A 15,205-nucleotide genomic window follows, 5' to 3' on the forward strand; every position below is an offset into this window, starting at 1 on the left:
CGTGCCGGCCGGATGGTCAGGCACAGTCGATCAGAGCCTTCTCCAGTGCCGCCGCCATCTCGTGGATCTCCTCCTCGCTGATGATCAGCGGCGGCAGCAGCCGCAGTACGGCCCCGTGCCGTCCGCCGCTCTCCAGCAGCAGGCCGTGGTCCAGGCAGGCGCGTTTGACGCGCTTGGCGCGCGCGCCGTCCGCGGGCCGGGCCCCGAGGACGTCCGCCGGTCCCTGCGGGTCCACGATCTCGATGCCCCACATCAGGCCCCGGCCGCGGACCTGCCCGATCTCGGGGTGGGCCGCGGCCAGCCGTCCCAGCAGCCGGGCGATCAGCTCGCCCTTGGCGGCGGCCTTCCCGATCAGCCCCTCGGACTCCGTGACCTCCATGCCCGCCAACCCCGCCACCAGGGCGATCTGGTTGCCGCGGAAGGTCCCGGCGTGGGCGCCGGGCGCCCACGCGTCGTACTTGCGGTGGTAGAGCAGCAGCGACAGCGGGAACCCGCCGCCGGCCGCCTTGGAGACCAGCACGGCATCGGGCTCGATCCCCGACTCCTCGAAGGCCCACATGGTGCCCGTGCGCCCGAACCCGGCCTGGATCTCGTCCAGGACCAGCGGGATGTCGAGCCGCGCGGTGATCTCGCGGAGCCCGCGCAGCCAGGCCGGCGGCGCGGCGATGACCCCGCCCTCGCCCTGGACCGCCTCCACGAAGATCGCGGCGGGCTTGGTGATGCCGCTCTCCGGGTCGGTCAGCAGCCGGTCCAGGTAGGTCAGGCCGACCTGGACGCCCTGCTCCCCGCCGAGCCCGAAGGGGCAGCGGTAGTCGTACGGGTAGGGCAGGTGGTGCACGTCCGGCATCAGGCCGGGCACCGGCTCCTTGGCGCCGAGGTTGCCGGTGAGCGCGAGCGCGCCCGCCGTCATCCCGTGGTAGGCGCCGTGGAAGGAGAGCACGGTCCGGCGTCCGGTGGCCGTCTTGAACAGCTTGACGGCGGCCTCGGTGGCGTCGGTGCCCGCCGGCCCGCAGAACTGGGTCTTGAACTGCTGCGGCATCTCCCCCGGCAGCCGCTCGTAGAGCGCCGCCAGGTACGCGTACTTCGCCGGGGTCGTCAGGTCCAGCGCCTGCTGGACCTGACCGGAGGCCAGGTACTCCCCCACCCGGCGGAGCACCTCGGGATGGTTGTGCCCCAGGGCGAGGGTGCCCGCCGCGGCGAGGCAGTCCAGGTACTCGCGGCCGTGGCCGTCGCGGATGCGCGCGCCGTGGCCTTCGGTGAGCAGCCGGCCGAACGCGTTGGCGTAGGTCCGGGCGCCCGATTCGCGTGCCTCGACGAACTCGTAGATCTCGTCCGGCGTGAGGGTGGTCACGGCGTCACTTCCTCGGGGGTGAGCAAGGATGAGCGGGCGTCGGCGACCATGACCTGGCCGAGGGCGATGCCTCCGTCATTGGTCGGGACGAGCCGGTGGACGTAGGTGTCGAAACCGTCGGCGGTCAGCCCGGTCAGACAGTTGAGCAGCAGGAACTCGTTGAGGAACACGCCGCCGGAGAGGGCGACCTGGTTGACGCCGGTCCGCTCGCGCAGCTCCCGGCAGCGCTCCCGGACCATGTCGGTGACGGCGGTGTGGAACCGGCGGCTGATCCGCTCCACGGGCAGGCCCGCGGCGAGGTCGGCGGCCATGGCCCGGACCACGGGCCGCGGGTCCACCTCGGTCAGCCCGTCCGCCTCGTACGCGCCGAAGCGGTACGCGGACTCCCGCGACGCGTCGCGGCCGAGGAGCCCTTCCAGCTCGATCGGCCCCTGGGCCTCGTACTCGGCCTTCGCGCACACCCCGGCCAGGGCGGCGACGCCGTCGAAGAGCCGGCCCATGCTGGAGGTCGGCGGCGAGTTGACGCCGCGCGCGGCCATCGTCGCGTAGACGTGCCGGCGCTGCTCGTCGAGGACGGCCAGGGCGGGGAAGCCCGCCAGCGCGGCGTCGGCGTCGCCGTCCCAGGCGTCCAGGGCGAGCGCGTACCCCGTGCGGACGGGTTCGCGCACGGCCTGGTCGCCGCCGATCAGCGGGAGCCGGCGCAGCCGCCCGACCCGCCGGTAGGAGGCGAAGTCGCCGAGCAGGAACTCGCCGCCCCAGACGGTGCCGTCCTCGCCGTAGCCGAAGCCGTCGAAGACGACGCCCAGGGTGGTGCCGCTCACGTGGTTCTCCGCCATGCAGGAGGCCATGTGGGCGTGGTGGTGCTGGACTTCGACGGTGGGGCCGCCGGCCGTGCCGGTGGCGTCCTCGCCGAGGGCGGCGCGGGTGGAGCGGAACTGCGGGTGCATGTCGTGCGCGGTGATCTTCGGCTCCAGCGCGTACAGCCGGGCCAGGTGGGCGGCGGTGCGGCGGTGCGCGGCGAAGGTCTCGTCGTTCTTCAGGTCGCCGATGTGCTGGCTGAGGAAGACCTGCGACCCGTTGGTCAGGGCGACGGTCGTCTTCAGCTCCGCGCCGTAGGCGACGACCGGGGCGACCTGGCGGCCGACGTCGACGGGGTAGGGGGCGTAGCCCCTGGCGCGGCGGAAGAACTGGAGCAGCGGCCGCTCCAGTTCTTCGTGGGTGGAGAGCCGCACCACGGAGTCGTCGACCCTGATCTCGATGTCGCGGTCGTGGTGGAGGATCACGTCGGCGATCTCGAAGAGCTGCTCCAGCGCCTCCTCGTTGCGGTACGCGATCGGGTAGCCGGAGATGTTCCCGCTGGTCATGACCAGGGCTTCGAGTCCGGGTTCGTCCAGCAGCAGGTGGTGGTGGGGTGCCGAGGGCAGCATGATCCCCAGGTTGGGGTTGCGCGGGGCGACGGACTCCGGCAGGGAGCCGGGCCGCTTGCGGGCCAGCAGGATGGGCCGGGCGGGGGTGCGCAGGACGTCGATCTCGTCCTCGGACAGGTCCGCCAGCCGCTGGGCGGTGGCCAGGTCGCGGACCATGACGGCGAACGGTTTGGAGTCGCGGCGCTTGCGGGCGCGCAGCAGCGCGACCGCCTTCTCCTGGGTGGCGTCCACGGCGAGGTGGAAGCCGCCGATGCTCTTGACGGCCGCGACCCCGCCGTCGGCCAGCACCTCGGCGCAGCGGCGCAGGGCCTCGTCACCTTCGAGGGTGGCGCCCCCGCGGTCGGTGAGCCGCAGCCGGGGGCCGCAGTCGGGACAGGCGTTGGGCTGGGCGTGGTAGCGCCGGTCCAGGGGGTTCTCGTACTCGTTCTTGCAGTCCGCGCACATGGTGAAGGCCGACATGGTGGTCATCGGGCGGTCGTACGGCAGGTCCTGGATGATGGAGAAACGGGGGCCGCAGTTGGTGCAGTTGATGAACGGGTAGCGGTGGCGGCGGTCCTGCGGGTCGCGCAGTTCCGCCTGGCAGTCGGCGCAGACGTGGGTGTCGGCGGGGATCAGCGCGGAGCGGGCGCCGGTGTGCTCGCTGTGCACGATGGTGAAGGGCCCCCCGGGCACGGTGCCGGGGGGAAGGTCCCGGGTGATCCGGACCTCGTCGACCTGGGCGAGTCCGGGGGCGCGGCCCCGGAGGGCCGCGGCGAACTCCGCCAGGACGGCGGCCGGTCCGGCCGCCTCCACCAGCACGCCCTCGGGGTCGTTGCGGACCCATCCGGACAGGCCGCACTCGTGGGCCAGCTTGTAGACGAACGGCCGGTAGCCGACGCCCTGGACCACTCCGGTGACCCGCACCCGCCACTGTTCGGTGGCGGGCGGCGGGGTGTTCACGGTAGTCATGGCCGTCTCCTCAGCTTCCTCAGCTCCTCAGCTTCCTCAGCACAGCCGGGGGAGTTCGGCGCCGAGCAGCTCTTCGAGCTGGGTCTCGCGGCCGTCGGCGTCGCGCAGGAGCACGCCGCCCTCGGTGCTCCCGGAGATCTCGCCGATGGTGACGGCGTGCTCCCCGTAGGGCAGGGCGCGCAGCGCGGCGAGGACGTCCGCCTCTGCCGCGGGGTCCACGAACAGGGCCAGGCAGCCCTCGTTGGCGCAGTGCAGCGGGTTGATGCCCAGCATGTCGGCGGCCATGGCCGTCTCGTGCTGGATGGGGAGGCTGGCCGTCTCGACGACGACGGTCCGGCCGAGCTTTCCGGCGTACTCGTGGAGCACGGCGGTCAGCCCGCCGCGGGTGACGTCGCGCATGGAGCGCACGGCCCGCTCGGGGACCCGGCCGAGGACGCCCTCGACGAGGTTGTTCAGCGGCGCGCAGTCGCTCAGCACCCGGTTCTCGAAGCCGAGGCCTTCGCGGATGGAGAGCAGGTGCACGGTGTGGTTGCCGATCGGCCCGCTGAGGAGGACCTTGTCGCCGACCTGGACGTCCGCCATGGAGAGCGGCTCGCGTTCGAAGACGCCGACGCCCGCGGTGTTGAGGTAGATCTGGTCGGCCTCGCCCTTGCGGACGACCTTGGTGTCGCCGCCGACGATCTGCACGCCGGCCTCGCGGGCGGTGTCGCGGACCGACTCCAGGACCTGGACCAGGCGGGCGATCGGCAGCCCGGTCTCCAGGATCATCCCGAGGGTGAGGTACTTGGGCCGGGAGCCGGCCACGGCCAGGTCGTTGACGGTGCCGCAGACGGCGATCTTGCCGATGTCCCCGTTGCCGAAGAACGGCGGGTCGATCACGAAGGAGTCGGTGGTCATCGCGATCCGGTCCGACTCGATCGTGAGGACCGCGCTGTCCTCCATGATGCCCACGTAGACGTCGCCGAGGGTCGCGGCGATCAGCTGGACCAGGTCCTGGCTCAGCTTCGCCCCGGTGCCGTGGTCCAGGACGATGTGTTCGGTGGGGACCGCACTCGTGGTCATGCCTTGTCCTTCGTCAGGGGGAGCGTCGTGGGCGTGGTCACGGCGTTTTGATGTTCTTGCGGGGCAGGCCGCCCTCGGCGTCCAGGACGCGGAGCACCTCGTCGGAGTCGGAGACGGTGGCGCAGTAGCCGGCCAGCCATTCCAGGGCGCGGTCCTTGTCGTCGGTGCGGGCGGAGACGACGCAGTCGGAGGGGACCCAGATGTTGTAGCCGCGGAAGAAGGCGTCGGCTGCGGTGGTCTGGACGCAGATCTGCGTCTGCATGCCGGTGATCAGCACGGTGTCGACGCCGAGTGCCTGGAGGCGCTCGTGCAGGTCGGTCTCGTAGAAGCCGCTGTCCTTGTTCTTCTCCATGACGACGTCCTCGGGGGCGAGGTACTCCTCGAGGATCTCCGCGCCGCGGGTGCCGCGCTGGACGGGGAGGTGGCCGTCGTAGCGCTCGGCGTTGGGGTCTTCGGGGTCGTTGACGAGCTGGAGGTGGAAGATGTGGTGCCCGCGCTGGCGCATCCCTTCGAGGAAGGCGGTGAAGTGCGGGGTCGCGGCCTCCACGGCGGCGACGCGCTCGGGGTTCTTCTCGACCAGTTCGTACTGGAGGTCGTTGGTCAGGACGGCGATCTTGGACATGGTGGTGCCCTTCGGTAGGTCCGTGGGATACGACGGGTCCCGGCCGGCGGCGTACGGGAACAGCCCTGCCGGGCGGCTCCGGCCGACGTGACGCGGCGCGGCGGGAGTGGGGTGGCGCGGTGCCTCGGCCGGCGGGTCGCGGACAGGGGTGACCCCTGGTCCGGCGCGTGCCGGAAGGTGTGCGGAGGGCGTACGGGGGCCCGGCGGGCCGCAGGACGGCGAGGTCCCGGGCGGGGCCGGACGGGGCGGACGTGCGGGGCTGGCCGGGCCCGTGGGCGCCCGGCGGGTGCGGGGCGGCCGTGTCCGGAAGGCGCCCGGGTTCAGGTCCGGGACCGCCCCGGTGCGGGGCGGGTGGTCCGGGTGCGCGGGAAGAGGTGCGGGGGTCGGGCGGGTACGGGGCTCAGCCCGCGACCGCGACGCGGTCGGAGCCGATCTCGTGCAGCCAGGTGCCGTGGGTCTCGAAGTGGCCGACGATGTCGGCGAGCCGGGCGTGCATGTAGAAGCCGGTGACGGGCCGGCCGTCGGCGCGGGCGTAGTCGGGCAGGCGGCCGTACTCGCGGAAGCCCAGGCGCAGCCAGAGCGCGGAGGGGCCGTCGTCGCGGACTTCGAGGGTGATGACCTCGCAGCCCATCTCGCCGACCTTGCGCAGGGCCTCGGCCCATCCTTCGAGGAGGAACTGGCCGCGGTGGTCGGGGGCGACGACGCAGCGCCGCATCTCGACGATGTGCCTGCGGGCGGGCAGCGGCGCCCGGGCCAGGGTCACCATGCCGACGATGCGGTCCTCGTCGTTGCGTACGGCGAGGAGTTCGACGGCGCCCTTGCGGAGGTCGGCGTCGAAGGCCCGCATCAGCGGCAGGCCCTTCTCCAGTCCGACCGGTTCGTAGAAGCCGAGGGTCATCTCCTTGACCGCGACGGCGTCCATCAGCTCGATCATTTCGCGCATGTCCTGTTCGGACAGCTCGCGGGGCCATGAATAGCGCATGGTCTTCCTTGGTTTCGGGCGTGGTCGGGCACGGCACGGCCCGGCACCGGGCATCGCGCGCCGGCCCGTGCGAGGCGGCGCGGCGGGTCGGGGGACGCGATGCCCGGAATCACCGGTGTGCGGGATGCCGGACCTCAGGTGCGGGGCCGGGTCAGACCGAGGCGGTGGCCTTCGTCTGGAGGTTGGTCTGGACGGCGGCGGCCGGGGCGGCCTGGGTCAGCGTCGAGAGGTCGGCTCCGGCGCCGAGCACCGTGGAGGCGTAGACCTCGACGAAGTAGGAGACGAAGAGCGAGTTGATCTTGATGAGGTGCTCGACGAAACGCTCCTCGTCGGCCTCGTCCTTGACGACCCGCATGATCAGGTTCCAGACCATGTCGACGTGGTCGTCGTCCTCGTCGAGGGCCAGGTGGGCGCGGGCGCCCTTGGTGTTGGCGGCGCCGACGTGCTGCTCCATGATGTTCAGCCAGTCGGGCTGGGTCTTGCCCGCGATGTACTCCAGGTAGAAGCCGCTGATCATCGCCGCCAGCGGGCCCTCGGTCGCCATCGTGTAGTAGAAGTAGCCGTTGAGCAGTTCGGTGGCGAAGGTGGGACGGATCGCGTAGATCTCCTCGTCCGTCATGCCCACCTTGTGCAGGTCGCCGGCGAACATGCGGTCGTGGCGGCCCTCCTCCGCCCCGTAGAGACCCCACTCCTTGCACAGCTGCGGGTCCCGGGTCGCCCAGTAGTTGGCGATGAGCGGGTCGACCGCGCGTTTCAGGCCGATGCGGATCATGGTCTCGACGTTGTGCCGCTTGTACAGGTCGAGGTCGAACTTCTCCTTGTCCAGCATGCCGTCGGCGCCCTGGCTACGCTCGTAGAAGTCCCGCTCGAACTTCAGCAGGAGGTCGTCCACGCGCTTGCGGAACTCAGGACGCTGCAGATTGGAGTACGTGTTGTACGACTTGCTACGAGGCATCTCATCCCCACCCGAGATCGTTGACTATCTGACCCGAACCGGTGACGGCCGCCAGGGAGGCCGGCTCACCCGCTCCCTGGGCGACAAAAGAGGACACCGCGACAGATGCCACTATGGCGAAAAATGCTCTCGCAACGCGTGACATGACTACCTGCCTTTCGGGGAGTGCTGAGGTCTCAACACTGACTCCCATCCTGCGGTGTGACAGATAAACAGGCCAGGCTTCTCTGAGATCATGTTGCTCCTGGCGGAAACATGACGGGGGATCAAAATGAGAGTTCCCGGACAAAACAATGATTTGCCCCTCCCTCAGCTGACCGACACCGCCGATCGTCTCTACCGGTTCGTCGCCCGGACACCGGGAACGACCGCCGACACGGCGGCACGGAACCTCGACATGCCCACGGACGACCTGGAGGAGGCCGTGTCCACCCTGCGACGCCTGGGGCTGCTGAGTTCCGGGCACCCCGCGTCGGGGGAGTTCGTCGCCTACCCGGTGGACCACGCGCGCGTCAAGGTGCTCAACCCCGCACAGCACAGCCTCAACCAGTTCCAGTCCTTCATCGACCACCTGCGCAGTGACCTGGACCAGCTCAGTCTCCAGTCGGCCCACCTCCACGAGGACACCGCGGTGGAGGTGGTGCCCGACCTGGCCGACGTGCGCCGGCTCATCACCGGACTCGCGGAGGCCTGCCGCGGCGAGGTGCTCACCTCGCAGCCCGGCGGGGCGCGCGACGAGGAGGTCCTCGGCGAGAGCCTGGAGCGCACCGTGCGGCTGCTGGAGCGCGGTGTCCGGATGCGGACGCTGTACCAGCACACCGCCCGGTTCAGCCCGGCCACCGCGGCCTATGTGGGGCGGGTCGCTCCGCTCGGGGCCGAGGTAGGCACACTTGCGGGGGGTTTTCCCCGATGCATCATTTTAGACGCTGAAATCGCCATTCTGGGGCTTCCGGACGGTTCCACCGGGGCAACGGTGGCTCGAAATCGACATCTTGTCTCATTCATTACGGAAGCCTTCGAGAGGGCCTGGAGCGCGGCGGCGAAATTCATTCCCGAGGACGACCGGGCGGGACGCACGACCATCACGTCGGATATCCAGCGAACCATCGTCACCCTGCTGGTTCAGGGCGAATCGGACACCCGGATAGCGCAGGTCGTCGGCATCTCCCTGCGCAATTGCCAGCGGCACATCTCCCACATCATGAAGAGCATCGGTGCCCGCAATCGCCTGCACGCCGGATACCTGCTGAGCAAGGAGCCCTTCAAGCAGGTCTGACCGGAAGCGCGTCCGGGGCGACGCCGACCGCCCCGGGCCCCGCAGACCCCGCGGGCCCCGCAGACCCTTCCGGCGCCCCGGCGGCGACGGGGGCCCCCGCAGCGGGGACCCCTCCGGTCGGCCCCTCCGGCGTACCGGCGGCGGCGGGCCGGGGCCGTGAGGGGACCAGCGAGGTCAGCGCCACACCGCCCACCAGCAGCGCCGCCGCCACCCAGCGCAACCCGCTCACCTGCTCCCCCAGCACCAGCGCGGCCGAGGTCATCCCGAAGACCGGCACCAGGAGGGAGAACGGCGCCACCGAGGAGGCGGGGTAGCGGTGCAGCAGGTACCCCCACGCGCCGAAGCCGAACACCGTCGTGATCCAGGCGAGGTAGGCGATGACCCCGGCCCCGCCCCAGTCCAGCCCGCGCAGCGCGGCCATCCCCTGGTCCGGCCCTTCCAGCAGCAGCGAGAGCGCCAGCAGGGGCAGCACCGGCACGACGCTCACCCACACCATGAAGTTCAGCGCGTCGGGCGGGGACGCCTTGCGGGTCAGCACGTTCGACACGCCCCAGCAGACCGCGGCGGCGACCACCATCGCGAAGCCCAGGACCGGCCCGGAGGCACCCTCGTCCACGGCCGCTACCCCGATGCCCGCGAGGGCCACGGCCATGCCCAGCACCCTCACCCGGCCCGGCCGTTCCTTCAGCACCACGGCCGCGAACACGGCGGTGAAGACCGCCTGCACCTGGAGCACGAGCGAGGAGAGCCCGGCCGGCATCCCGGCGTCCATCCCGCTGAACAGCAGCCCGAACTTCATGACGCCGAGCACCACGCCGACCGCCACCACCCACTTCCAGGCCACCTTGGGCCGGCCGACGAAGAAGACCGCGGGCACGGCGGCGGCGAGGAAGCGCAGGGCCGACAGCAGCAGGGGCGGGAAATCGCCGAGCCCGATCGAGATGACGACGAAGTTGACGCCCCACACGGCGGTGACGAGCACGGCGAGGGCGATGTGTACGGGACGCATGGTCCGAGCATCGGGCCACCGACCGTGTAGCACCAGCACCGATGTCTACCGGGTCGGATGTAGCAACGCTTCATCCACGGGTCATGGGTGCCTATGCTTGCCCCATGCTCGACCTCTCCCGGCTGCGCGCCCTGCACGCCGTCTCCGTCCACGGCTCGGTCGGCGCGGCGGCGGCCGCCCTCGGCTACACCCCCTCGGCCGTCTCCCAGCAGATCGGGAAGCTGGAGCGGGAGACCCGCACCACCTTGCTCGAACGCCACGGCCGCGGGGTCGCGCTGACCGAGGAGGCCAAGCTGCTGGCCGCCGCCGCCCAGGAGTTGCTGGCCATCGCGGAGCGGGCCGAGACCACCCTGGAGGAGTCCCGCGGGCAGCCCATCGGCCTGCTGCGGCTCGCCGCGTTCGCCTCCGCCGCCCGCGGCCTGCTGCCCGGGGTCCTCGCCGACCTGGCCCACCGCCACCCGGCGCTGGAGGCCCGGCTCACCGAGGTGGACCCGCACCTGTCGGTGGACCTCGTCGCCCGCGGGGTCACCGACCTCGCCGTCACCCATGACTGGGACATCGCCCCGCTGCCCGTCCCCGAGGGCATCGAACAGGCGGTCATCGGCGACGACCGGTGCGATCTGCTGGTCCCCGAGGGGCATCCCTTCACCCGCCGCGCGTCCGTGCGGCGGGCCGATCTCGGCGGGCAGCGCTGGGTGACCCAGCCGCCCGGCCGGGTCTGCCACGAGTGGCTGGTGCGGACCCTGCGCGGGGTCGGCCTCAAGCCGGACATCGTGCACGTCGCCGCGGAGAACCACACCCTGGTCGCCCTGGTCGCGGCCGGGCTCGGGGTGGCGGTGGTCCCGAGGCTGGGCGCCGGCCCGCTGCCGCCCGGGGCGGTCGCGGTGGCCCTGGAACCGGCCCCCACCCGGCGGCTGCACGCCCTGTGGCGGACCGGCGCGGCCCGCCGCCCCGCGATCACCGAGGCCGTGCGCACCCTCCAGCACCACTGGCCCCCCGCCGGATACCCGGCCGTCCCGGGGCAGACCGTCGCGGGGCAGGCCGTCGCGGGGTAGGCCGCCCCGCCGGAGCCGCGTCGGCGGGTCCCGGCGGGGTGCGGCGGGCGGCGGCGCTTTCGCGCCACACGGTGGCCCGTACGGGTGACCCGCCGGGTGTGCGCCCTGGTGGCGGTGGCGGCCCGGCAGTACCGTGCGCGGGTGCCGAACCACGCGTCCCGCCGCAGCCTGTTGACCGCCGCCGCTGCCCTGGCCGCAGTCGCCGCCTCCGGGACGGCCTCCACCGCCCTGGGCCCCGCCGCCCCCGACGATCCCCGCTCCCCCGGGTGGAGCCCGGACGGGGTGGCGGGCAGCCATCCCGACCGGGCCCGGCTGCGCCGCCTGGTGGCCCGGATGACCCTGGCCGAGCAGGTCGGGCAGCTCTTCGTCTCCCGCGTGTACGGGCACTCGGCGACCGAGCCCGAGGAGGCGGACGCCGCACAGAACCTGGCCCGGTTCGGGGTCCGCACCGCCGCCGAGGTCGTCACCCGCCACCACCTCGGCGGGGTCATCTACTTCGCCTGGGCCCACAACACCCGGACCCCGCACCAGATCGCCGCCCTCTCGCGAGGCCTCCAGCGGGCCGCCCTGGCCGGGGGCGCCCGGATTCCGCTGCTGCTCTCCACCGACCAGGAGCACGGCGCCGTCGCCCGGATCGGGAAGCCCGCGACGCTGCTGCCCGGGGCGATGGCACTGGGCGCGGGCGGCTCCACCGCCGACGCCCGCCGGGCCGCCCGGATCGCGGGCACCGAGCTGGCCGCCATGGGCATCCGGCAGGACTACGCCCCGGTGGCCGACGTGAACGTGAATCCGGCCAATCCGGTGATCGGCGTACGGTCCTTCGGCTCCGACCCGCGCGCGGTGTCGGCCCTGGTCGCGGCCCAGGTCCGGGGCTACCGCAGCGCGGGTGTGGCCGCCACCGCCAAGCACTTCCCCGGGCACGGGGACACGGAGACCGACAGTCACGTCGGGCTGCCGGTGATGCGGCACAGCCGGGCCGTGTGGGAGGAGCTGGACGAGCCGCCGTTCCGGGCCGCCGTGGAGGCGGGCGTGGACGCCGTCATGACGGCGCACATCGTCTTCCCCGCGCTCGATCCCTCGGGGGACCCGGCGACCCTCTCACGGCCGATCGTCACCGGCATCCTGCGCGAACGCCTGGGCTTCCAGGGGGTGGTGGTCACCGACGCCCTGGACATGGCCGGGGTCCGCCAGAAGTACGGGGACGACCGGGTCCCGGTGCTGGCGCTGCTGGCCGGCTGCGACCAGCTGCTGAACCCGCCGGACCTGGCCCTGGCGCAGCGCGCCGTGGTGGCCGCCGTCGAGTCGGGCGAGATCGCGCGCGAGCGGATCGAGGAGTCGGTGCTGCGCGTTCTGGAACTGAAGGCCCGCCGGGGCCTGTTCGAGGAGGCGTCGCCGCCGGACGGGGAGGTGGACCGGGTGGTCGGCGTCCCCGCGCACCTGGCCGCCGCCGACGAGATCGCGGCCGGGACGACGACCCTGCTGGCCGATCCGGGCGGGCTGCTGCCGCTGGACCCGGCGGAGCGGCCCCGGCTGCTGGTCACCGGGACGGACCCGCCCTCCCCCACGGGGACCACGGGTCCCCCCACGGTGGTACTGGCCCGGGAGCTGACCGCCCTGGGCTGCCGGGCCGAGGCCGTGGCGCCCGGCCGGGCGGTGGCCGCCGCGCCCGGTCACGCGGCGGTGCTGGTGTGCACGTACAACGTCCCGGAGGGGACAAGCCCGCAGCGCGCCCTGGTGACGGAGCTGCTGGCCACCGGGGTCCCGGTGGTCGTGGTGGCGGTCCGCAACCCGTACGACCCGGCCCGGCTGCCGGTGTGCGCGGCGGAGCTGGCCACCTACTGCTGGACGGACGTGGAGATGCGGGCGGCGGCCCGGGTGCTCACCGGGGCGGCCCGGCCGCGTGGCCGCCTCCCGGTCCCGGTGCCGGGCCGCTACCCGCTGGGCCACGGTCTGACGTACTGAGGCAGCCGCCACCGGCGGGTGAACGGGCCGGGGCCCGGCCCCCGGAGCGCCCCGGTGGGGGCGGAACTCCGGGGGCGGGGCCCCGATACGTACATACGTACATACGGAAACGTTAACCGGTTACCGGTTACCGGTTACCGGTTACCGGCGCAGCTGGGCGGCGCGCTCCACGTCACGCTGGTCCAGGTTGGCGTCCGGCTTCGCCAGCGGCGCCGCCTTCGACTCGTCGGCGAGCGTGGCGGCCGGGGCCACCCCGGCCCACTTGAGGATCTTCGCGGTGGCGAGGACCCTCTCGCCCTCCTGGAGAGCGGCGACGTTGGCCCCGTGGTTGGCGCCCGGCGCGGTCATCACGTAGCTGTCGCGGGCCCCGTAGCCGAGGCGGAACGGCTCGGCGCTCCACGGGTCGTTCTGCCCGTTGACGAAGAGCATCTGACGGGCGTTGTCGCGCACCCAGCTGTCGATGTCCGCCATGGCGCCCGGCTGGAAGGTCATCGGGATGTCGCGGGGCACGAAGTTGCGCGGCGGCTGGTAGCCGTAGCGGCTCAGCCCCTTCAGGTGCGGCTGCTTGATGTCCGGGGAGCCGAGCTGGGTACCCGCCTGGTAGTAGTACGGCGTGTACGTGCGCAGGCCCTGGTCGGTGTAGGCCGAGAAGCCGGAGATGCTGTCGACCGTGTCCCAGATCTGCTGGTCCGTGGCGGTCGCGGCGACCGGCACGGAGGCGCAGTCGGCGACGAGGCTGTACTGCCAGAAGGCCCAGGTGTAGTCGAGCACGACGGCCTCGTAGGCCCTGTCGAGGTCACCGACGGTGGTGAAGGTCCAGCCGCCCTGGGCGGCTGCTTCGGTGTACTTGACCTGCAACGCGTCACGGCGTACGAGGGCCTCGCGCTGGACCGCGTTCAGCTTGTCGCGGCACTCCTTGGTGCCGACCTTGGTGAAGAAGCGGTCGTAGGCCGCGTCCTTGTCGTTGTCGACGTCGTTGGGCGCGACGTACGCGACGATGCCGTCCATGTCACGGGGGTAGAAGCGCTCGTAGTACGTCGCCGTCATGCCGCCCTTGCTGCCGCCGGTGGCCAGCCAGTTCTTCTTGTAGAGCTTCTTCAGCTCGGCGAAGAGGCGGTGCTGGTCGCTGGCGGCCTGCCAGATGTCCAGGTTCGCCCAGTTGGCCGGTTCGGGGCGGGACGGGGTGAAGAAACGGTACTCCAGGGACACCTGGTTGCCGTCGATGATGGTCGTCGGCTCACTGCGGCGCGGGTTGGGGTTGACGTTGTAGCCGGAGGTGAAGAACACCGTCGGGCGGGAGACGTCCTTGTGCAGCAGGGTCAGCCGCTGCTTGAAGGTGCCCTTCCACGGCTGCCGGTGGTCGACCGGCTGCTCGTAGTTGAGCACGAAGAAGCGGTAGCCGGTGTACGGCTTCTCCTCGATCAGGGTCATCCCGGGTATCCCGAGGACCTGGTCCTTGATGTCTGTGGCGGCTGCCGGCTCTGCGGCGGTGGCCGCCTGTGCCGTGGAGCCGGCCGCACCCATGGTGCCGATCAGCACCACGAGTGACAGCAGCCATCCGAGCGTCTTGCGCATGCACCCTCCCATGAGGGCTGTCCCGTCCGTCATCCGTGGGAGCGGGCGCGCGGCGTCAGCCGCGGACGACGGGGCAACCCCTTGCGTTCACTTCGGTCGCCGTGAACCTAGCGGGGTCAACGCGCTGCTGACCAGACCCTGGTGGGACCCGGCGTCACCGGCCTCAGCAGAGAATCCAACCGGAATCAACTGATCCGGATGCCACGCTCCCCTTGACGTACACACAGCGGCTGATCGCGCCCACGGTGACCGGTCCGGCGTAGCGGGTGAACCACCCCGCGTCACGGACCGGGACCCCGCCCCGGGGCTGGACGCTGACCGACATGTGGCGCCGCTCGCCCCCCGCGCGCGCGAGGGTCACCGCGCAGACCTGGGCGCGGCTCTTGTAGACGCGCACCTCACCCGTCGAGAACGGCAGCGTCCGCACCAGCCGGCCCGAACAGCCGCCGGTCGCGGCATGGGCGGGCGGGGACGCGAACAGCCCGCCGACCCCGAGCCACAAGGCCGCCGTGAACACCCCGACCGACACGGCCGCCCGGCCGCGCCCCTTCCTGCGGTACCCCACACTGTCCCCCGATCAGTCGTCGCACTCCGCGCGCAGCGTGTGGCACGACACGCGCATGCCCGTACGACGCCGGGAGCCCCCGGAAGGTTGCACACCGCGAGGGGCTGGGGCGCCTCTGGGGTTCGGCCTCCGCCACTCGACTGCAACTCTGCTCCTGGAACAGGGCGTCGACCTCGTCGTCATCAAGGAACTCCTCGGCATGCCCACATCGGCGTCACCGCTGGCGTCTACGCCTACGTACGCCTCCGCCTTCAACGCCAGGCCATCGGCACCCTCGGCACCACCCTTGCGATGGCGTCGCCCCTGACGACCCGCCGCCCTACGTGACGCCCGTCCGCTGACGTTGCCGCCAAACGCCTCAGGGCCCCCGTCGAGAATCCGACGGGGGCCCTGGCGGCACCACAGAGTCTATCTCC

The 15,205-nt window shown here is 72.1% G+C and carries 12 protein-coding genes and 1 pseudogene; 4 read left to right on the forward strand and 9 right to left on the reverse strand.

The window, feature by feature from the left end; all coding sequences use genetic code 11:
* Window positions 1–16 precede the first annotated feature (16 nt).
* The 6 genes from ACIA5F_RS04840 to ACIA5F_RS04865 form a co-directional block, all read right to left on the reverse strand.
* Complete coding sequence (locus tag ACIA5F_RS04840) at window positions 17–1,351, reverse strand: diaminobutyrate--2-oxoglutarate transaminase family protein (protein ID WP_399349157.1); 1,335 nt, start codon at window positions 1,349–1,351, stop codon at window positions 17–19.
* Window positions 1,348–3,726, reverse strand: a complete 2,379-nt coding sequence (gene hypF / locus ACIA5F_RS04845) for a carbamoyltransferase HypF (RefSeq protein ID WP_399349159.1) — start codon at window positions 3,724–3,726, stop codon at window positions 1,348–1,350. The genes ACIA5F_RS04840 and hypF overlap by 4 nt, the downstream gene beginning before the upstream one ends.
* 36 nt (window positions 3,727–3,762) lie before the next feature.
* Entirely contained in the window at window positions 3,763–4,788 is a 1,026-nt protein-coding gene (hypE, locus tag ACIA5F_RS04850) for a hydrogenase expression/formation protein HypE (RefSeq protein ID WP_399349161.1), read from the reverse strand.
* A 37-nt stretch (window positions 4,789–4,825) separates the two neighbouring features.
* Complete coding sequence (locus ACIA5F_RS04855; RefSeq protein WP_399349163.1) at window positions 4,826–5,410, reverse strand: cysteine hydrolase family protein; 585 nt, start codon at window positions 5,408–5,410, stop codon at window positions 4,826–4,828.
* 400 nt (window positions 5,411–5,810) lie between these two features.
* A complete protein-coding gene (locus ACIA5F_RS04860) occupies window positions 5,811–6,392 on the reverse strand; it encodes a GNAT family N-acetyltransferase (protein WP_399349165.1) in 582 nt (193 codons plus the stop codon).
* Window positions 6,393–6,543: 151 nt separating this feature from the next.
* On the reverse strand, window positions 6,544–7,347 hold the full coding sequence (locus tag ACIA5F_RS04865) for a hypothetical protein (protein WP_399349167.1): 804 nt from the start codon (window positions 7,345–7,347) through the stop codon (window positions 6,544–6,546).
* A gap of 397 nt (window positions 7,348–7,744) precedes the next feature.
* On the opposite strand from ACIA5F_RS04865, the gene ACIA5F_RS04870 reads away from it, so the two are divergent.
* Complete coding sequence (locus ACIA5F_RS04870) at window positions 7,745–8,623, forward strand: LuxR C-terminal-related transcriptional regulator (protein ID WP_399349169.1); 879 nt, start codon at window positions 7,745–7,747, stop codon at window positions 8,621–8,623.
* Here the strand turns inward: ACIA5F_RS04870 and ACIA5F_RS04875 are convergent.
* The gene (locus ACIA5F_RS04875; RefSeq protein WP_399349171.1) at window positions 8,610–9,632 is read right to left on the reverse strand and encodes an EamA family transporter; all 1,023 of its coding nucleotides are present in this window, start codon (window positions 9,630–9,632) and stop codon (window positions 8,610–8,612) included. The genes ACIA5F_RS04870 and ACIA5F_RS04875 overlap by 14 nt on opposite strands.
* Window positions 9,633–9,736: 104 nt before the next feature.
* On the opposite strand from ACIA5F_RS04875, the gene ACIA5F_RS04880 reads away from it, so the two are divergent.
* Window positions 9,737–10,687 (forward strand): LysR family transcriptional regulator, encoded by a 951-nt coding sequence (locus tag ACIA5F_RS04880; RefSeq protein ID WP_399349173.1) that lies wholly within the window; start codon window positions 9,737–9,739, stop codon window positions 10,685–10,687.
* Between the two features lie 141 nt (window positions 10,688–10,828).
* The gene (locus ACIA5F_RS04885) at window positions 10,829–12,649 is read left to right on the forward strand and encodes a glycoside hydrolase family 3 protein (RefSeq protein WP_399349175.1); all 1,821 of its coding nucleotides are present in this window, start codon (window positions 10,829–10,831) and stop codon (window positions 12,647–12,649) included.
* Between the two features lie 141 nt (window positions 12,650–12,790).
* Here the strand turns inward: ACIA5F_RS04885 and ACIA5F_RS04890 are convergent, their stop codons facing one another.
* Together ACIA5F_RS04890 and ACIA5F_RS04895 are read right to left on the reverse strand one after the other, a co-directional pair.
* On the reverse strand, window positions 12,791–14,224 hold the full coding sequence (locus ACIA5F_RS04890; protein ID WP_399349177.1) for an aminopeptidase: 1,434 nt from the start codon (window positions 14,222–14,224) through the stop codon (window positions 12,791–12,793).
* A gap of 163 nt (window positions 14,225–14,387) precedes the next feature.
* Window positions 14,388–14,789, reverse strand: coding sequence for a hypothetical protein (locus ACIA5F_RS04895; protein WP_399349179.1), 402 nt, complete (start codon window positions 14,787–14,789; stop codon window positions 14,388–14,390).
* A 127-nt stretch (window positions 14,790–14,916) separates the two neighbouring features.
* Between ACIA5F_RS04895 and ACIA5F_RS04900 the strand changes: the two are divergent.
* A pseudogene (locus ACIA5F_RS04900) lies at window positions 14,917–15,130 on the forward strand (site-specific integrase); the annotation flags it as partial.
* Window positions 15,131–15,205: the final 75 nt, after the last annotated feature.

The sequence above is a fragment of the Streptomyces sp. NPDC051567 genome (assembly GCF_044454165.1).
GTDB lineage: Bacteria > Actinomycetota > Actinomycetes > Streptomycetales > Streptomycetaceae > Streptomyces.